Source organism: Hafnia alvei (genome assembly GCF_900095695.1).
GTDB lineage: Bacteria > Pseudomonadota > Gammaproteobacteria > Enterobacterales > Enterobacteriaceae > Hafnia > Hafnia alvei_B.
This window is the reverse complement of the sequence record NZ_FMIQ01000030.1, coordinates 1-19,009: the sequence shown is the minus strand read 5'-3', so window position 1 is coordinate 19,009 and position 19,009 is coordinate 1. Positions and strand designations below refer to the sequence as shown.

General features: G+C 49.9%; 16 protein-coding genes, 2 tRNA genes and 1 pseudogene. 6 read left to right on the top strand and 13 right to left on the bottom strand.

Features of this window, described 5'->3' with window-relative positions; genetic code table 11:
- Window positions 1-35 precede the first annotated feature (35 nt).
- Window positions 36-2,060: a DNA helicase Rep gene (gene rep, locus BN1044_RS08810; RefSeq protein WP_072308368.1), complete on the bottom strand. Its 2,025-nt coding sequence runs from the start codon at window positions 2,058-2,060 to the stop codon at window positions 36-38.
- Between the two features lie 78 nt (window positions 2,061-2,138).
- Window positions 2,139-2,816 carry a helix-turn-helix transcriptional regulator gene (locus tag BN1044_RS08805; RefSeq protein WP_052439960.1) on the bottom strand — a complete coding sequence of 226 codons (678 nt, stop codon included), beginning with the start codon at window positions 2,814-2,816 and terminating at the stop codon, window positions 2,139-2,141.
- Window positions 2,817-2,896: 80 nt separating this feature from the next.
- On the opposite strand from BN1044_RS08805, the gene BN1044_RS08800 reads away from it, so the two are divergent.
- Genes BN1044_RS08800 through ppiC form a run of 3 tightly spaced genes read left to right on the top strand, consistent with a single transcriptional unit; the run spans window position 2,897 to window position 4,589 of the window.
- Entirely contained in the window at window positions 2,897-3,883 is a 987-nt protein-coding gene (locus tag BN1044_RS08800; protein ID WP_072308367.1) for a threo-3-hydroxy-L-aspartate ammonia-lyase, read from the top strand.
- The gene (locus BN1044_RS08795; RefSeq protein WP_072308366.1) at window positions 3,880-4,260 is read left to right on the top strand and encodes a RidA family protein; all 381 of its coding nucleotides are present in this window, start codon (window positions 3,880-3,882) and stop codon (window positions 4,258-4,260) included. The genes BN1044_RS08800 and BN1044_RS08795 overlap by 4 nt, the downstream gene beginning before the upstream one ends.
- Window positions 4,261-4,307: 47 nt before the next feature.
- Window positions 4,308-4,589 (top strand): peptidylprolyl isomerase PpiC, encoded by a 282-nt coding sequence (gene ppiC, locus BN1044_RS08790; RefSeq protein WP_025802081.1) that lies wholly within the window; start codon window positions 4,308-4,310, stop codon window positions 4,587-4,589.
- A gap of 67 nt (window positions 4,590-4,656) precedes the next feature.
- Here ppiC and ilvC read toward each other — a convergent pair whose 3' ends face one another.
- Window positions 4,657-6,138: a ketol-acid reductoisomerase gene (gene ilvC, locus BN1044_RS08785; protein ID WP_025802079.1), complete on the bottom strand. Its 1,482-nt coding sequence runs from the start codon at window positions 6,136-6,138 to the stop codon at window positions 4,657-4,659.
- Window positions 6,139-6,348: 210 nt separating this feature from the next.
- Here ilvC and ilvY point away from each other — a divergent pair, with 210 nt between their 5' ends.
- A complete protein-coding gene (gene ilvY, locus BN1044_RS08780) occupies window positions 6,349-7,230 on the top strand; it encodes an HTH-type transcriptional activator IlvY (RefSeq protein ID WP_046450415.1) in 882 nt (293 codons plus the stop codon).
- A gap of 21 nt (window positions 7,231-7,251) precedes the next feature.
- Here the strand turns inward: ilvY and ilvA are convergent, their stop codons facing one another.
- The 7 genes from ilvA to BN1044_RS08745 all read right to left on the bottom strand — a co-directional run bounded on the left by ilvA (window position 7,252) and on the right by BN1044_RS08745 (window position 15,360).
- The gene (ilvA, locus tag BN1044_RS08775; protein WP_072308383.1) at window positions 7,252-8,793 is read right to left on the bottom strand and encodes a threonine ammonia-lyase, biosynthetic; all 1,542 of its coding nucleotides are present in this window, start codon (window positions 8,791-8,793) and stop codon (window positions 7,252-7,254) included.
- Between the two features lie 20 nt (window positions 8,794-8,813).
- Window positions 8,814-10,664: a dihydroxy-acid dehydratase gene (ilvD, locus tag BN1044_RS08770; protein WP_072308365.1), complete on the bottom strand. Its 1,851-nt coding sequence runs from the start codon at window positions 10,662-10,664 to the stop codon at window positions 8,814-8,816.
- A gap of 170 nt (window positions 10,665-10,834) precedes the next feature.
- Window positions 10,835-11,767, bottom strand: a complete 933-nt coding sequence (locus tag BN1044_RS08765; protein ID WP_025802071.1) for a branched-chain amino acid transaminase — start codon at window positions 11,765-11,767, stop codon at window positions 10,835-10,837.
- Window positions 11,768-11,839: 72 nt separating this feature from the next.
- Entirely contained in the window at window positions 11,840-12,115 is a 276-nt protein-coding gene (gene ilvM, locus BN1044_RS08760; RefSeq protein WP_080723891.1) for an acetolactate synthase 2 small subunit, read from the bottom strand.
- On the bottom strand, window positions 12,112-13,758 hold the full coding sequence (ilvG, locus tag BN1044_RS08755; RefSeq protein ID WP_072308364.1) for an acetolactate synthase 2 catalytic subunit: 1,647 nt from the start codon (window positions 13,756-13,758) through the stop codon (window positions 12,112-12,114). The genes ilvM and ilvG overlap by 4 nt, the downstream gene beginning before the upstream one ends.
- 140 nt (window positions 13,759-13,898) lie before the next feature.
- Window positions 13,899-13,997, bottom strand: coding sequence for an ilv operon leader peptide (gene ilvL, locus BN1044_RS08750; protein WP_071778685.1), 99 nt, complete (start codon window positions 13,995-13,997; stop codon window positions 13,899-13,901).
- A gap of 133 nt (window positions 13,998-14,130) precedes the next feature.
- Window positions 14,131-15,360, bottom strand: coding sequence for an MFS transporter (locus tag BN1044_RS08745; protein WP_072308363.1), 1,230 nt, complete (start codon window positions 15,358-15,360; stop codon window positions 14,131-14,133).
- Between the two features lie 337 nt (window positions 15,361-15,697).
- Between BN1044_RS08745 and BN1044_RS08740 the strand changes: the two genes are divergently transcribed.
- Entirely contained in the window at window positions 15,698-17,224 is a 1,527-nt protein-coding gene (locus tag BN1044_RS08740) for a YifB family Mg chelatase-like AAA ATPase (RefSeq protein WP_072308362.1), read from the top strand.
- Window positions 17,225-17,251: 27 nt separating this feature from the next.
- Here the strand turns inward: BN1044_RS08740 and BN1044_RS08735 are convergent, their stop codons facing one another.
- Window positions 17,252-17,590 carry a MaoP family protein gene (locus BN1044_RS08735; RefSeq protein ID WP_025802063.1) on the bottom strand — a complete coding sequence of 113 codons (339 nt, stop codon included), beginning with the start codon at window positions 17,588-17,590 and terminating at the stop codon, window positions 17,252-17,254.
- A gap of 122 nt (window positions 17,591-17,712) precedes the next feature.
- Here BN1044_RS08735 and hdfR point away from each other — a divergent pair.
- Window positions 17,713-18,547 (top strand): annotated as a pseudogene (gene hdfR / locus BN1044_RS08730) (HTH-type transcriptional regulator HdfR).
- 175 nt (window positions 18,548-18,722) lie between these two features.
- On the opposite strand, the gene BN1044_RS08725 reads toward hdfR, so the two are convergent.
- Both BN1044_RS08725 and BN1044_RS08720 read right to left on the bottom strand, forming a co-directional pair.
- Window positions 18,723-18,798 (bottom strand) — tRNA-Trp (locus BN1044_RS08725).
- Between the two features lie 54 nt (window positions 18,799-18,852).
- Window positions 18,853-18,929, bottom strand: a tRNA-Asp gene (locus tag BN1044_RS08720).
- Window positions 18,930-19,009 lie beyond the last annotated feature (80 nt).

The window sequence follows — 19,009 nt, the reverse complement described above, 5'->3', positions numbered from 1 at the left end:
AGCTCGCGCGGTCCACTAATGATTCAAAGGGAAGCTCAGCCGCCGTTTTTAGCCTTCTCCATCATCGCACGAATATTCGCTATGCTGGCCTGCCCTTTTTGCATTCTTTCCTGTGGGCTAACCACTTTGCGCTCAGTTTCCCAATTCAGATCGTCTTGCGGTAGCTCGAGCAAGAAACGGCTCGGCTCTGGACGCACTAATTCGCCGTATTGGCGACGTTCGCGGCACAGCGTGAACACCAGTTCTTTTTGCGCACGAGTAATGCCTACGTAGGCTAAGCGGCGTTCTTCATCGACATTGTCTTCATCGATGCTGCTCTGGTGTGGCAATAATCCTTCTTCCATCCCCACCAAATAAACGTATGGAAACTCAAGCCCTTTAGAGGCATGTAGCGTCATAAGCTGCACCTGATCTGCGTCATCTTCGCTTTCGCCACGCTCCATCATATCGCGCAGGGTAAAACGAGTGACGACCTGGGTCAGCGTCATGGGCTCATCAATATCGCTGCCATCCAGCATTTCCGTCATCCAGCTAAATAGCTGGTTAACGTTTTTCATCCGCATTTCAGCGGCTTTCGGGCTGGGTGATGTCTCAAACAGCCAGCTTTCATAGTCAACGCCGTGAATAAGATCGCGCACCGCGGCGATAGGCTCACGCTCGGATAGCGTGGAGATTTCCTGCATCCAGTGGGTAAAACGCTGTAGCGATTCTAAGCCGCGCCCAGTCAGCGTTTGGCTCAGCCCAAAATCAAAGCTGGCGCGGAACAAACTGATGCCACGATGGTTAGCCCATTCACCGAGCTTTTGCAGCGTCGCAGGACCAATCTCACGCCGTGGGGTATTCACGATGCGTAAGAATGCGCTGTCATCGTCTGGATTCGTCAGCACGCGAAGATAAGCCAGCAGATCTTTAATTTCTGGACGCGAGAAGAACGACGTTCCGCCAGAGATACGATATGGAATACGGTTTTGCATCAGCATCTTTTCAAACACGCGTGACTGATGGTTACCACGATACAAAATCGCATAGTCGCTGTAGGAGGTTTTATTAATAAAGTGATGAGCGATTAGCTCACCCACCACGCGTTCAGCCTCGTGATCTTCATTATTTGCCGTAATAATTTTCAGCTCTTCGCCGTAGCCGAGCTCAGAAAAAAGCCGCTTTTCAAAAACATGCGGATTATTGGCGATCAAAATGTTGGCAGATTTCAAGATACGCTGAGATGAACGATAGTTCTGCTCCAGCTTTATCACCTGCAAAGCTGGAAAATCTTCTTTAAGCAGCACCAAGTTTTGCGGTCGAGCGCCGCGCCACGAGTAAATCGACTGATCGTCATCACCAACCACCGTAAAGCGCGCACGATTTCCCACCAGCAGTTTGACCAGCTCATACTGGCTGGTGTTGGTATCTTGATACTCATCCACCAGCAGATAACGAATACGTTGCTGCCAACGTTCGCGTACCTCTTCGTTGCTGCGCAGCAACAGCGTTGGCAATAGGATTAGGTCATCAAAATCCAGCACGTTGCAGGCTTTTAGCTGCGCGTCATATAGCTGATAACAGTGCACAAACAGCTTATCGCGCTCAGAAAATGCATGAGCCGCAGCCTGTTTGGGATCGATCAGATCGTTTTTCCAATTTGAGATCGTCGAAATCAGCTGCTTGAGAAGATCTTTGTCTTTCTCAATCCATTGCTCAGTCAAATCCGTCAGCAAAGCCAGCTGATCCTGATCGTCGAACAATGAGAAATTGGCTTTCATTCCCAATGCTTTGTATTCACGTTTGATAATCTCCAATCCCAACGTATGGAAAGTCGAAATCATCAGACCACGCGCTTCTTTACGCCCGAGCGTTTGCGCCACGCGCTCTTTCATCTCGCGAGCGGCTTTATTGGTAAACGTCACGGCGGCGATGTGGCGTGCTTGATAACCACATTCTCGGATCAGATGCGCAATTTTGTTGGTAATAACACGGGTCTTACCCGAACCGGCACCAGCCAGAACTAAACAAGGACCTGTAACAAATTCGACAGCCTGCTGCTGACCGGGATTTAAACGCATGGATGGATTAACCTGAATATGATGGCGACAAAATAACAACGAGTACGGGCGAATTGTAGCAGAAACCCAGCGGCGAAATTACACTCCGCGCGTTGGTTCCACCTTCAATGCGTTATACACCGAAGCACGAGAAATCCCCAGCTCATCAGCCACGATTTTCGCGGCTCCTCGCAGTTGTAAAAGACCAGATGTCGCTAAGTGACGAATCAAGACCTTACGCTGGGAAGCTGAAAGCGCCCGCGGTTGGCTCGACATCGCCGCCGCATAATCTTCAATGGCACGCTTCACATCTTTTGAACCAAAACTACTGCGTAAACTTTCCTGCGTCGGCGCCTGTTCGCTGTCCACCGACGTCAGCTGCGACAGCACTCGCTGAACGGAATCAAGCAGCGAAACATCCATATTCAGGCATAACGCCGCCACGTATTCGCCTTGGCTGTTACGCAAACCAATCGACGTACTTTTTGCCGGCCGCCCATCGGGAAATCGGTTACCGTAGTTTTGCACCACGTCTGGATACTGAGGATCACGTATACGTGCCAGCCCCATTTCCGTTGATGGGTCGCCGATTTTACGCCCTGAAAGAGGCTGTTCTATCGCCACGATGGAATGCAGGGGGTTACAGAGATCGTGCAGAACGACTTCGCAGGTTGGGGCAAACATTTCACCTAATGCCTTAGCGATTTTGGCCCCTTCACGCAGCAATAGCTGGTTTTCGCTTAAGGTTTCTATCGGGATCTCTTCATTATTTTTCATATAGCGCTTTCCTTTTTATTTTACTGATCGTATAAAATTATACAAAATGACAAGGCAAATTGCACCCCGAGGAGAAAATCATGCCCCTGTTACCCATGGCAGTTAGCGCAGATGATGTGCGTGAAGCTGCAAATATCATTAAAGCAGCAGCGCACCGCACGCCGGTTCTGACCTCTACTCAAGCCAACGCTTTAACCGGCGCAAACCTGTTTTTCAAGTGTGAAAACTACCAGCGTATTGGCGCATTTAAATTTCGCGGTGCTTATAACGCGATAAGTCATTTGACGCCGGAGCAGAAGAAAAACGGCGTTGTCGCATTCTCCTCAGGCAACCATGCTCAGGCGATGGCGTTAGCGGCTCGCGAGCTCAACGTTCCCGTCACTATTGTGATGCCACACGATGCGCCTGCGGCTAAACTCGCCGCCACACGCGGGTACGGCGCCGAAGTCATTATTTACAATCGCCAAACTGAAGATCGTGAAGCGATCGCCGCCGATCTGGCAGCAAAACGTGGTTTAAGTATTATTCCGCCCTACAACCATCCTCATGTTATTGCTGGCCAAGGTACCTCTGCGCTGGAATTATTCGAAGAGGTTGGCGATCTCGATTTCTTATTTGTCTGTACCGGCGGTGGTGGGCTGCTTTCTGGATGTGCCATCGCGGCAAATCACATGGCGCCAAACTGCCGTATCTTTGGCGTTGAGCCCGAAGCCGGCAATGACGTACAGCAATCACTGCGTACGGGGGAACGCGTGAGTATTGCAGTTCCCAATACCATCGCCGATGGCGCACAAACCCAATGTGTCGGCGAGCTCACCTTTCCGATCATTCGTAATTTTGTGGAAGATATTCTTACCGTTAGCGATCAGCAGCTCTGCGATCAAATGCGTTTCTTCATGGAAAGAATGAAAATCGTCGTTGAACCGACGGGGTGTTTAGCCGCTGCCGCTGCAATGAACGGTGCCATCGATATTCGCGGAGCACGCGTGGGGATTATCGTCAGCGGAGGCAACGTGGATGCTGGATCCTATGCTGATTTCCTCAAGCGCGGGAACGACATACTATGAAAATCATCCATTCAGATCGGCTACCCACACCCGGTGGACATTATTCACCCGCAATCATTTCAGGCAACAATCTGTATATCTCTGGGCAGTTACCAATCTCACTCGCAAGCCCAAAGCCGCAGGGTGAATTAGCTGAACAGGCACAGATCGTTTTTAACAATATCGACATCCTGTTAGAGACGGCTGGAATTAATAAACAGCATCTGGTGAATGTGCAGGTCTATCTCAGCGATGTCGCATTATGGCCAGAATTCAATCGACTTTATGCGCAGTGGATAGGCGATCACCGCCCCGCTCGTACCGTCGTGCCATGTTCTGCGCTGCATTATGGAGCACTGCTGGAAATGAGCGCCATTGCGGAAATAGCCCTAGGCTGAGTACACTAGGGAAAATTTCTCTAATGCCTTCATCTGGAGTATCCCCGATGGCTAAAAACGCGGCAGCATTGCACATCCTTGTAAAGGAAGAAAAACAGGCTCTGGATCTTCTTGAGCAGCTAAAAAACGGCGGCGATTTCGAGAAGCTAGCCAAGAAGCATTCAATCTGCCCGTCAGGCAAAAAAGGCGGTCATTTGGGTGAATTCCGTCAGGGTCAGATGGTTCCTGCGTTCGATAAAGTGGTGTTTTCCTGCCCGCTGCTGGAACCTTATGGCCCACTGCATACCCAGTTTGGCTACCACATCATCAAAGTGCTTTATCGTAACTAGTACGAATGTAAGCAATAAAAAAGGCGCCTAGGCGCCTTTTTTGCTATTTTTTTGCTATATAGCGAAATTAACCTGCAACGGCAATGCGCTTCATATCTTTCATGTAGCCACGCAGTTTATGGCCGACGGCTTCAATTGGATGATTGCGAATCGCTTCGTTCACATCACGCAGTTGGGCATTATCCACCGCCGTTGTGGTACCTGCTGCTTTGCCTAAGTCGCCAGTTTGCAAAGACGCCATGAATTTCTCTTTCAGCAAAGGCACTGCCGCATTAGCAAACAGATAGTTACCGTATTCCGCAGTATCAGAGATAACCACGTTCATTTCATACAGACGTTTACGCGCGATGGTATTCGCGATCAGCGGCAGCTCGTGCAGCGATTCGTAATAAGCTGACTCTTCAATGATGCCTGAAGCCACCATGGTTTCAAACGCCAGCTCAACGCCTGCTTTTACCATCGCAATCATCAGAACGCCTTGGTCGAAGTAGTCCTGCTCGGCAATTTTGCCTTCAAACTGCGGTGCTGTTTCAAACGCGGTTTTACCCGTTTCTTCGCGCCAGGTCAGCAGTTTGATATCGTCTTCAGCCCAGTCAGCCATCATGCCACCCGAGAACGCGCCGGAAATGATGTCATCCATATGTTTTTGGAACAGCGGAGCCATAATTTCTTTCAGTTGTTCTGACAGCGCGTATGCGCGCAGCTTCGCAGGGTTGGATAAACGATCCATCATCAGCGTGATGCCGCCCTGTTTCAGCGCTTCAGTAATGGTTTCCCAACCGAACTGAACCAGTTTCTCAGCATAAGCAGGTTCGGTCCCTTCAGACACCAGCTTATCGAAGCACAACAGTGAACCCGCTTGTAACATGCCACACAGAATGGTTTGTTCGCCCATCAGGTCGGATTTTACTTCTGCAACGAAAGAAGACTCCAGAACACCAGCACGATGACCACCGGTTGCCGCAGCCCACGCTTTGGCAATCGCCATACCTTCGCCTTTAGGGTCGTTCTCTGGGTGAACAGCAATCAGAGTCGGTACACCAAAGCCGCGCTTGTATTCTTCACGTACTTCTGTTCCCGGACACTTCGGTGCCACCATCACAACGGTGATGTCCTTACGAATTTGCTCGCCAACTTCGACAATGTTAAAACCATGCGAATAGCCCAACGCCGCTCCGTCTTTCATCAAAGGCTGAACCGCTTTCACTACCGCAGAATGCTGTTTGTCTGGCGTCAGGTTAACCACCAGATCGGCCTGTGGGATCAACTCTTCGTAGGTACCCACTTTGAAGCCATTTTCAGTCGCCTTGCGCCATGATGCGCGCTTCTCTGCAATCGCCTCAGCACGCAATGCGTAGGCCACATCCAGACCAGAGTCACGCATGTTCAAACCTTGGTTTAAACCCTGCGCACCACAGCCAACGATCACCACTTTTTTACCTTTCAGGTATCCCGCTTCATCGGCAAATTCTTCGCGTCCCATAAAGCGACACTTACCCAGTTGCGCCAACTGCTGACGCAGGTTCAATGTGTTGAAATAATTAGCCATGGTTTGCTCCATTGTTTGGTTGTGTGACGTTATGTTTTCGCTCAAAGGCGACGTCTGCAAGTTCATTATTTTTTACTTCCCCACCTGTCTATTGGGGAGGTTCTCATCGAGGAGAATGAATCCATCATATGATAGGATTTGTATTGCTTAAATTGATATATTACGAAGATGTCATTGCATTTCTTGCAACGTAATGAGCGGAAATCACCCATGGATCTTCGAGACTTAAAATTATTTCTTCATCTGGCTGACTCGCGCCATTTTGGCCGCACCGCACAGGCGGTACATGTGAGTCCTTCCACGCTTTCTCGCCAAATACAACGACTGGAAGATGAACTCGGGCAACCGCTCTTTCTGCGCGATAACCGCGATGTACGCCTTACCAGCGCAGGCGAGCAGCTCAAAACGTTTGCTCAGCAAACGCTGTTGCAATATCAGCAGTTGCGTAACGCTCTCGGTCAAACAGGCCCTGCATTAACTGGCGAACTGCGTCTGTTCTGCTCGGTGACCGCAGCCTATAGCCATTTACCTTCTGTCCTCGATCGCTTCCGAGCGTTACATCCGCTGGTTGAAATCAAGCTCACGACCGGTGACGCCGCCGATGCCGTCAGTAAGATACAGTCAGACGAAGCCGATCTCGGCATCGCTGGCCGACCAGAAACGCTGCCCACCAGCATTGAGTTCACCAAAATTGGTGAGATACCGCTGCGCTTGATTGCACCAGCGCTTCCGTGTCATGTCCGAACGCTAGCGCTCGTCGAGCAGCCGGACTGGTCGCAAATTCCGTTTATCCTGCCGGAACATGGTCCGTCGCGTCAGCGAATAGACCTCTGGTTTCGCAGACAGAAAATCAGCAATCCGCAGATCTATGCCACCGTCTCTGGCCACGAAGCGATTGTGTCGATGGTCGCTCTTGGCTGTGGCATCGCACTGTTACCCGATGTGGTTTTAGATAACAGCCCAGAATCTATTCGCGCACGTATTACCGAACTCGACCACGTTGCGATGGTGGCACCTTTTGAACTCGGCGTTTGTGTACAGAAAAAACGCCTAGAAGAACCGCTCATTCATGCATTCTGGCAGCTGTTATAGCCACCAGAATGCAATCGCCAATTAGCCTTTTAAGAAGAAACGAAACGCCGGATTATCGGTTTCATCGTGGCATTCATAGCCCAGTTCATGTAGGCGCGATTCGAAATTCGGATCGCTGTCTGCACGTTCAAACGCGGCAAGAACGCGCCCAAAATCAGTACCATGACTACGATAGTGGAAAAGAGAAATATTCCAATGGGTGCCCAAAGTGCTCAAAAACTTCAGCAATGCACCCGGCGACTCAGGAAATTCAAAGCTATAAAGACGCTCTTGTAGTGGCTTAGACGGGCGGCCTCCGACCATATAGCGTACGTGCAGCTTCGCCATTTCATCATCGGAAAGGTCTACAACCTGATACCCACCCTCTTGCAGCAGCGCCAAAATTTCCTGACGCTCCACCAAGCCACGCGTTAAGCGTACGCCAACAAAAATGCAGGCATTATCCGCATCGGCGTAGCGGTAGTTAAACTCCGTTACCGCACGCCCGCCTAACAGCTGGCAAAACTTGAGGAAACTCCCCTGCTGCTCAGGAATGGTAACGGCCAACAGCGCTTCCCGCTGTTCACCTAATTCACAGCGTTCAGAAACGTAACGTAGGCCGTGGAAATTAAGATTCGCCCCAGACAACACATGAGCCAAGCGTTCGCCCTGAATCTGGTGTTGTTGAACATACTTTTTCAGCCCGGCCAGCGCCAAGGCGCCAGACGGCTCAGCCACCGCACGCACATCTTCGAAAAGATCTTTTACCGCAGCGCAGATCGCATCACTATCCACGGTGATCACATCATCTAGATATTCACGGCACAGGCGGAAAGTCTCATCGCCGATGCGCTTAACCGCCACGCCTTCAGCAAATAACCCGACACGAGCTAAATCCACCGGATGACCCGCATCCAGTGCGGCACGCAGACAGGCAGAATCTTCCGCTTCAACGCCGATCACTTTGATCTGTGGCATCAGCTGTTTGATCAGCACGGCCACGCCAGCGGCTAAGCCACCGCCGCCGACGGGGACAAATACGCGATCTAAATGAGCATCTTGCTGCAATAACTCCATGGCCAAAGTGCCTTGACCAGCGATAACCGCAGGATGGTCAAAAGGAGGAACAAAAGTAAGATTTCTGGTTTTGGCTAACTCAATGGCATAGGCTTTGGCTTCATCAAAGTTCGCACCATACAGCACGGCCTCACCACCAAAACCTCGTACCGCGTCCACTTTAATGTCAGCGGTTGAAACCGGCATAACGATGGTAGATTTGATGCCTAAGCGTGAAGCAGAAAGCGCCACACCTTGTGCATGATTTCCCGCTGATGCCGTCACAACGCCGTGAGATTTCTGCTCTTCATCAAGGCCTGCGATCATCGCGTAAGCACCACGCAGTTTGAAACTATGTACGGGCTGGCGATCTTCGCGTTTTACTAAAATGGTATTGCCGACGCGTTCAGACAGTTTCGTCATGGTCTGCAACGGAGTGACCTGCGCGACCTCGTAGACCGGCGCTCGAAGTACTGCGCGTAGGTATTCAGCCCCGCAGGGCTGGCTGGGAAGCACTTCTTTTTGCATATTTGCCGGAGAAGTCATGATTAGCCTCCCAACTTAGATTTATCACGCACAGCGCCACGGTCAGCACTGGTCGCCAACATCGCATAGGCTCGCAGCGCAAAGGATACCTGACGCTCGCGCGCTTTCGGTGTCCATGCTGCATCGCCACGCGCCAGCTCTTGCTCACGACGACTCGTCAGTTCGCTTTCGGCAACGTCTAATTTAATGTCGCGCTGTGGGATATTGATATCAACCATGTCACCGTCTTGCACCAATGCGATGATGCCGCCGCTCGCCGCCTCCGGCGAAACGTGCCCGATCGACAAACCAGATGTGCCTCCAGAGAAGCGGCCATCGGTGATCAGGGCACAGCTTTTACCTAATCCCATCGATTTTAGATAGGTGGTTGGATACAGCATTTCTTGCATCCCAGGGCCGCCTTTCGGGCCTTCGTAACGGATAACCACCACGTCACCCGCCACCACTTTACCGCCTAAAATAGCCTCTACCGCCGCGTCTTGGCTTTCATATACTTTCGCTGGACCACGGAAAATCAGGCTCTCTTTTTCCACACCGGCGGTTTTCACGATGCAGCCATTTTCCGCGATATTGCCATACAACACGGCTAATCCACCGTCTTGGCTATAGGCAAATTCACGGGTTCGAATACAGCCTTCTTGGCGGTCAGTATCCAGAGAATCCCAGCGGCATTCTTGCGAGAAGGCTTTGGTGGTACGGACACCCGCAGGGCCCGCGGTATACATCTTTTTGACGCTTTCATCTTCTGTGACCATCACGTCATAAGCAGCCAGTGTTTCAGGTAGCGTCATGCCCAGAACGTTGTTCACCTCGCGATTCAACAGCCCCGCACGATCCAGCTCCCCCAAAATACCAATCACACCGCCTGCGCGATGCACATCTTCCATATGGTATTTCTGCGTACTTGGCGCCACTTTGCACAGATGAGGCACTTTGCGCGACAGGCGGTCAATATCCGTCATGGTGAAATCAACTTCACCTTCCTGAGCAGAAGCCAACAGGTGCAGAACGGTATTGGTAGAACCACCCATAGCAATGTCTAACGTCATCGCATTCTCAAACGCCGCTTTGTTAGCGATATTGCGCGGCAGCACGCGGTCGTCATCTTGCTCGTAGTAGCGCTTAGTCAGGTCTACAATGCGTTTGCCTGCATTCAGGAACAGGTCTCTACGGTCTGCATGGGTCGCCAGCAGAGAACCATTGCCCGGTTGGGATAAGCCCAGCGCTTCGGTTAAACAGTTCATGGAGTTAGCGGTAAACATCCCAGAGCAGGAGCCACAGGTCGGGCACGCAGAGCGCTCAATTTGCTCGCTGTCAGCATCTGAGACGTTCGGGTTTGCACCTTGGATCATGGCATCCACCAGATCCAGTTTAATGATCTGGTCAGATAATTTGGTTTTACCCGCTTCCATCGGGCCGCCGGAAACAAAGATCACCGGAATATTCAAACGCAGAGATGCCATCAGCATCCCTGGGGTGATTTTGTCGCAGTTGGAAATGCATACCATGGCATCAGCACAGTGCGCATTCACCATATACTCTACGGAGTCCGCAATGAGCTCACGCGAAGGCAGGGAATACAGCATCCCACCGTGTCCCATGGCAATGCCGTCATCCACCGCAATGGTATTGAATTCTTTGGCTACGCCGCCAGAAGCTTCGATCTGCTCTGCAACCAATTTGCCCAGATCGCGCAGATGAACATGGCCCGGCACGAACTGGGTAAACGAGTTAACTACGGCAATAATCGGCTTACCGAAATCCGCATCTGTCATTCCCGTTGCTCGCCATAATGCGCGAGCGCCCGCCATATTACGGCCATGTGTGGTTGTTGCGGAACGATACTTTGGCATGTTTAATTCACTCCAGCGTGAGCCTGTGTTCAGGCTTTTATCTATTTATGCGGGCGGGAACGAACCGCCCGACTTGTCCTCGTCATGTTCCGAGCTGCTGAGCATTTGTTGCCTGCAACCCGACATATTCCGAGGTTATATTTTGGTTAATACCCTATCTGTCACTTCAACTACTTCGCGTTGACTAAATCCAGCCAGCCCCACTGGTCTTCAGTTTTACCCGTGAACAGGCCGAAGAACGCTTCTTGAATCTGTTTGGTAATTGGGCCACAGCGACCAATTCCCACCTGAATGCCATCTACGCTACGTACCGGAGTAATTTCAGCGGCGGTGCCTGACATAAAGACTTCGTCTGCCAGATACAGAGATTCACGTGACATCACCTGCTCGCGAATTTCAAAACCGGCATTTTTCGCCAGCTTGATGATCGCATCACGCGTAATGCCCGGCAGTGCCGCCGACGTGAATGGCGGAGTGAAAATCACACCGTCTTTCACCATAAATAAGTTTTCACCCGCACCTTCAGATACATAGCCATGAACATCCAGAGCAATACCTTCCTGATAACCATGGCGGCGTGCTTCAGAACCCACCAACAGGGAAGAAAGATAGTTACCACCGGCTTTTGCCGCCGTTGGAATCGTATTCGGCGCAGCGCGATTCCATGAAGAAACCTGTGCATCGATGCCTTGATCCAGCGCATCAGCACCCAGATAGGCGCCCCATGGGAATGCAGCGATAATCACATCGGTGTTGTAACCTTCCGGTGGGTTAACGCCCATACCCACATCACCCACAAAGACCAATGGACGAATGTAAGCGCTGGTCAGATTGTTTTTGCGCAGGGTTTCGCGACAGGCTTCCATCAGTTCATCAACGCTGTAGGAAACAGGCATACGGTAGATTTTGGCGGAGTCGCGCAGACGCTGCATATGTTCGCGGTGACGGAAAACTGCAGGGCCGTTATTGGTGTCATAGCAGCGCACGCCTTCAAACACAGAAGTACCGTAATGCAGAGCATGAGACATAACGTGTACTTTAGCTTCTGCCCATGGAACCATCTCGCCATTGAACCAAATGTAATCCGCTTTCTTAGTGGTCATTCTTTTTTCCTTGTTGCGTCTGATGCGCGATATTTAATTAATATTATTCGTTTCTAGTGCCAGCGCAGACGGCTAACCGGCCGCTTGTTGGTGAGCCGCGTGCGGCTGCACTTCAACGCAAGCAACATCCATCAATTTACTCAACTGCGATGAAAGCAGGTTGATTGGACGCTGGCTAGACACCGTTAATTCAATGTTCACACTGTCTGAATCCAACATCTGAGCCATATTCATAGCACAAACTTGGAAGCCACGGTGACGGATAACGCGGAGTACCCGCTCTAAAACCTCTGGGCGGAAACGTGCCTGGATCGCTAATTGATGTTGCAAGGATGTTAACTGCATCATGATATTTTCTCCATCATAGATTCATTGCCTGCGCCCGGCGGAACTAAAGGCCAGACATTCTCTAATTCGTCGATGGAGACATGGAGCAGGTACGGACCTTCGCTGTTTAACAGCGCATCCAGTGCGGCGTCGACTTGATCTTTACGGGTAATACGCTGGCCTGCAATGCCAAAAGCACTGGCCAGCATTAAGAAATCAGGGTTATCGGATAAGTTGGTTTCGCTGTAGCGCCCGTCAAAAAACAGCTGCTGCCATTGACGCACCATGCCTAACCGCTGGTTATCCAGCAAAACTATTTTTACCGGCAGTTTTTTACGTTTGATGGTGCCTAATTCCTGCACGTTCATCATGAAAGAGCCATCGCCTGAGACGCAGATAACCATATCGTCTGGACGCGCCATTTGCGCACCGACAGCCGCAGGGACACCAAATCCCATGGTGCCTAAACCGCTCGAGGTAATGAAATTTTCTGGACGAGTAAACTGCATATGCTGTGCAGTCCACATTTGGTGCTGGCCTACATCGGTTGTCACAACCGCACTGGCGGGCTTGCGATCAGATAACTGTTTCAGGAACAGCGGGGCATAAATAGCCTGACCGGGATGATCGTAACGCCACGGATGCTCAGCCTTCAGGCTGATAACGTCATACTGCCATTCTCCGATGCTCAACGGCTGACTCAGCGCTGGCAGCATACGATTTAAATCGCCGCACAGCTCAACATGGGCCTGACGCAGCTTGCTCATCTCGGCAGGGTCGATATCCATATGAATAACTTTGGCATGAGGGGCAAAAGCATTAAGTTTGCCGGTGACGCGATCGTCAAAACGAGCGCCTACGGCAATCAATAAATCACATTGCTGCACGGCCAGATTCGCGGCCTTGGTGCCGTGCATGCCTAACATCCCTAAATAACATGGATGATGAGGATCTGGCGCTCCCAAGCCCTTTAACGTCACTACCGTAGGGATACCGGTTGCATTAACGAATTCACGCAATGCGGGAACTGCCTGTGCCATCCCAACGCCACCACCGGCATACAACATTGGTTTTTTAGCCTGAGCTAACAGCTCACGCGCCTGCATCAAGCCGGTTTCACAGGCAGGCATTAATTCGGCAACGGCAGACAAATGCGCAGCCAGCTCACCTTCGGCCAGCTGGATGTCTTTAGGGATATCGATTAAGACAGGGCCCGGACGCCCGCCCATCGCTACAGCAAAAGCTTCAGCCATGATGCCGGGCAAAGCATCCAATGACTCCACTAAGAAACTGTGTTTGGTACATGCCAATGACAGCCCCAAAACATCAATCTCTTGAAAAGCATCGGTACCAATCAGGGCAGAACCCACTTGCCCTGTGATGGCTACCACGGGAACAGAATCCAGCATGGCATCCGCTAGCCCCGTAATCAGGTTGGTTGCGCCAGGGCCTGAAGTGGCAATACACACCCCTGGTTTGCCCGTGGCGCGGGCATAGCCAATGGCGGCAATCACAGCGCCTTGCTCGTGGCGGCACAGTAGGTGTTCCACACCACCGTCATACAATGCATCGTATACCGGCATGATTGCGCCACCAGGGTAGCCGAAAACTTTATCAACACCCTGTGCACGCAACGCTTGTACTACCCACTGCGCTCCATTCATAGCTTAATTCCCCGCCCTTTTACTGGGACAACAGGATTTTATTCTGTTAGCCATTTTCTGTTCCCCATCACTTTTTCATTGCGAAAAAAAACCCCCGGACCTTTCGGTGCGGGGGTTCTCGTTTGATTCAGGCCTGATTTTTAAGCCTTTCTTCGTCCAAGTGCTGCCCCGCACGGTGGGATAATAATCACCACCACACTAATCACGACGAGGCTGAGTACTTGGACGAGAGTTTTCATAAATAGTTTTTTCTGTTGTCTTCTGAGCTAATGCTTAAAGAGTTATCACAGTTCTTTGCAGTCTGACAATAATTTTTTTGCGTAACCAATAAACAAAAACGGCTCAAATCACGTTCAAAGATATGATTTAAAATCATTTTATTGTGGTTTCCTCTGGCGAAATTTTTCTCCCTAAAGAGGCTCCTTGAGTATCTCGACCAAAAGAAATCAGCACAATGATTGCCACTGCAACACTGCCCGCAATAATCGCCATCGCCAAACCATAGTTCTGCCCATGACTTTCAGCAATCGTCGCCTGAAGCGTCGCGTTCACCGAAGCAATCAAGTTACCCAGTTGGTACACAAACCCTGGCAGCACCGCACGAGTATTGGCTGGAACTAGCTCATTAAGATAGGTAGGAATAACGCCCCAAGCCCCCTGCACCATGAACTGCATCAAGAATGCGCCAATGCCTAGCATGAGCGAGCCTCCAGAGAACGCCCACAAAGGAATAACGGGCAAGGCCAGTGTCGCCGCAATAATAATTGCTTTTTTACGACCTATTTTTTCAGACAATACGCCAAAGAACACACCGCCGATAATTGACGCGATATTGTAGCTAATAGCGATGATACTGACGGTTTTAGGATCGAAACCATGCTGAATTTTCAAAAATGCCGGATACATATCTTGCGTACCGTGGCTGAAGAAATTGAACGCAGCCATCAATAAAACAAGATAAATACAAAGCTTCCAGTGACTCTTCAAAACGGGAAGAAGTGCAGTACTTTCTTTGCGCTCACGAGCCGCCAGCCAAACCGGTGATTCGGGTACTTTGAAGTAAATAAATGGCAATAAAATAATCGGGATAGCGCCAATCACAAACATGCCACGCCAGCCGACAATTTCAAACAATGAACCATATACCACCGCAGCCAGCAGATAGCCGAAGGGATAACCGGCCTGAAATATCCCGGACATTAATCCGCGTGAGCGGTCTGGTATAGTTTCCATCGCTAAAGATGATGCAACCCCCCAGATACCGCCCATAGCCACGCCATACAACACTCGAAGCACTAAGAACGTGGTCAAAGACGGTGCTGCGGCGGAGAGTAATTCGAAGATCGAAAAGAAGAGAATATTGACCATCAAGATCGGCCGACGACCATACTTCTCGGCCGCTCGACCAAACAGCAATGCACCAATAGGGCGAACGGCCAGAGTCAGCAGGATCGCCAGCGTCACTTCTTCCATGCCAACGTTAAAAGCCTTGGCAATATCACTGAGTAAAAATACGAGGATGAAAAAATCGAAGGCATCGAGCGTCCAACTAAGGAAGCTCGCAATAGCAACGTTACGCTGCTGGCTTGACCAACCAAACATAATGAATTCCCTACCGTAGAGTATGAGGCGTTTTTATTAGCATTTTTATTAGAGACAGCGACACAACCTGTTATTTGTTATGCAAGATGCCATTTTGTATTACTAATGTTAAATATAACCCTCTTGGCGACAGGGCCAAAATAATTAGCATGCTATCTTTGTTAAATATTGTATGTTAAATGTTAATTTTTGTTGCCAACACTAAATCCAGCTCGCAGTTTTAAGTCAACTATCCTGTTCAAGACAGCGAAATGCTGGAATCAATGACACAAAGCCAGTATCTCGTTCTGACACCATTTCCTATTCGTCACATGATGCCTCCAACATGGAGGTGACTATGTCAGTGGCGATAATTAATACTCGTGCAGCAATCGGCGTGCAGGCACCCGCAGTGAGCGTTGAGGCGCACATTAGCACCGGTCTTCCCGGCTTTACGTTGGTAGGTCTACCTGAAGCGACGGTGAAAGAAGCTAAAGACCGCGTGAGAAGCGCCATCATAAATTGCGGTTTTACTTTCCCAGCAAAACGTATCACGGTGAATTTGGCTCCCGCAGATCTTCCCAAAGAGGGGGGGCGTTACGATCTTCCCATCGCTATCGCCATTTTGATTGCTTCTGAGCAACTTAGCGCGACTTCTGTGGAAGGATTAGAGTTGCTAGGTGAACTAGGTCTTTCAGGCGCGCTACGGCGCATTCAGGGCGCGATACCAGCAGCCATGGCTGCTCAGCATCATCAACGCAAATTAATCGCGCCAGAGGAAAATGAGGAAGAGCTTGGCCTACTTGGAGAACAACAGCCCCACCTCATTGCCAATCATCTTCTTCACGTTTGTGATTTCCTCAGCGGCGACTCAAAGCTTCCACCACCGAAGGTGTCCCAACTATCATCCTTATCCCCAAATACGAAGGATATGCGGGATATTATTGGCCAAGAACAGGCGCGCAGAGCATTAGAAATCGCTGCCACTGGCGGGCATAACTTACTGTTATTGGGACCACCCGGAACCGGAAAAACCATGTTAGCCAGCCGTCTTAATAGCATATTGCCACCGTTAACCACCGAAGAAGCTTTAGAGAGCGCGGCGGTTGCCAGTTTGGTACATCAATCAACCACGGGGCAATCTTGCTATCAGCGGCCATTTAGGACCCCACATCACAGCGCTTCAATGGCAGCACTCATTGGAGGCGGATCTTTACCAAGACCAGGAGAAATTTCTCTCGCGCATAACGGCGTATTATTTTTAGATGAACTGCCTGAGTTTGAGCGGCGTGTACTGGATGCTCTGCGCGAGCCACTTGAGTCTGGTGAAGCCTGCATTTCTAGAGCACTCGCGAAAGTCATTTTTCCTGCAAAAGTACAAATAGTTGCTGCAATGAATCCAAGTCCGACAGGACATTACAAAGGTATTCATGCTCGTACACCGCCACAGCAGATACTCAAATATCTATCTCGCTTATCAGGCCCCTTTTTAGATCGTTTTGACCTATCTATTGAGGTGCCTCTGTTACCCGCAGGCGTTCTTAGCATCCAAAAACGCATTGGAGAAAGCAGCGAGGTTATTCGCCAAAGAGTATGTTTAGCGCGAGAAAGACAGTATCAACGCTCAGGAAAGCTCAACGCACATTTGGCAGGGAAGGAGATGGACAGAGTATGCTCACTGTCTCAAGAAGATGCGGCATTTCTGGAACAAGCACTCGAGAAGATGGGATTGTCGGTAAGAGCTTGGCATCGAATACTAAAAGTTGCTCGCTCGATTGCCGATCTTGCACAAAGTGACAGCATCAACCGAGCTCATATTGCTGAAGCACTCAGCTACCGCTCCATGGACCGTTTAATCCAACATCTCCATCAGGCATTGCAATAAAAAACGGGGCCCAAAGGCCCCGAGTTTTTAGTCATCACTATCAGTATATTCTTCCACCGTATCCATCTGCGGTTTACCGCCAGATAAGGTGTGGAAACGCTTAGGACGACGAATGCGTGCAATATATTTCGACCAGATCTTCTCAGCTTCTGTCGCAGGCTGACGTTCACCGCGGCATACAGCGACAAAGAGCTGTTCTTCTTCGGTCTGTGGCTCACGAGTTCCTAAATCGAGCTCGTTAAACGCGTAACCGAAACGCTCAAGTACCTGAGCTTCTTTAATTGTGAAATCGCCGTGGCGTGAAAAACCACGAGGATAATGTTTATTGTCAAAAAAACGATGATTGGTGCTGAAGCTTTCCGCCATCTGACACACTCCTAAATTTTCTTATTGCTGTACCACTTATGGCGCGGAGTATTAGTTAGGCTTGACAACGTGTAAAACAAAACATTTAAATCATCATGATTAATATTTTTATTGGAGAGACAGTGGATAGCGAATTATTAAAAACCTTCTTAGAAGTGAGCAGAACAAGACACTTTGGTAAAGCCGCTGAAACCCTTTATCTAACACAATCAGCAGTTAGCTTTCGTATCCGTCAGCTTGAAACACAAGTTGGAGCGGATCTTTTCACTCGCCACCGCAACAATATTCAGCTAACCGAGGCAGGAGAACGACTCGTACCCTACGCAGAAAAACTAATGGAAACATGGCTATTGGCTAAAAAAGAAGTTCTCAAGAGCCGGCAGCACAAAGAATTATCGATTGGCGCTCCAGCAATGATGTGGGAATCGCTACTTATTTCCTGGCTATCAGGCGTCTATAAACATAAGCCCGAACTCTTGCTTGAAGCCCGTATTGGGCAAAGACATACTCATGTTCGACAGCTGCATGAGCGCCATCTAGACCTACTGATAACAACAGAAATCCCAAAGATGGAGGAGCTATCAACAGAAAAAAGTTGGCGAGTTTACACTGCAACTTCTTACAACCGCAGGAGATACAGCAACCGACGATCTTCCCTATATTCGCTTAGAATGGGGGGCAGATTTTGCTCGTTTTGATGAACAGCTCACTAGCAACAATAATCCCCCGATTTTAACTACTAGCTCGATAGCGCTTGCCGAACAGGTCATGAACCAAGCAGGAGGAAGAGCATTTTTCCCAGCTCATTGGCATCCACATCACTTCCAAGTGGATAGTTCGCAGGAAGCCCTAACGCGACCAATATACGCCGTGTGGCTCCACAACAGTGACAGGAAAGAAGAGATTAAGTATTTAACGCAGTCGTTGATAAATTATCATCTAGAGCAGCCAAAGTAATTTTTGGGGCATTGTAGATGCGCCAGTGTTGGGGGCGATAGTATGAAATTGCCCCAACAACTTAGAACATTTATGTAGGCATTTTGGAATATTGCTGAAGGGAAAGTATTAATTTTAAGGCTTTTTTCTGCGCTAAAACGCAAAAAAGCCCTCCGCAAGCGGAAGGCTATTTGTATGGCAGGGGCGGAGAGACTCGAACTCGCGACACCCGGTTTTGGAGACCGGTGCTCTACCAACTGAGCTACGCCCCTAAAGAACGCTTACTATTATCCCTACATTCATCAAGCAGGCATAACATAAATAAGTGGCGGAACGGACGGGGCTCGAACCCGCGACCCCCTGCGTGACAGGCAGGTATTCTAACCAACTGAACTACCGCTCCACCGATTCTTTCTCTCACATCAGCATTCGTCTGATGTCAGTTTGTTCCTGTTATTTTCCGTGTCAGGGAAAAGGAACGAA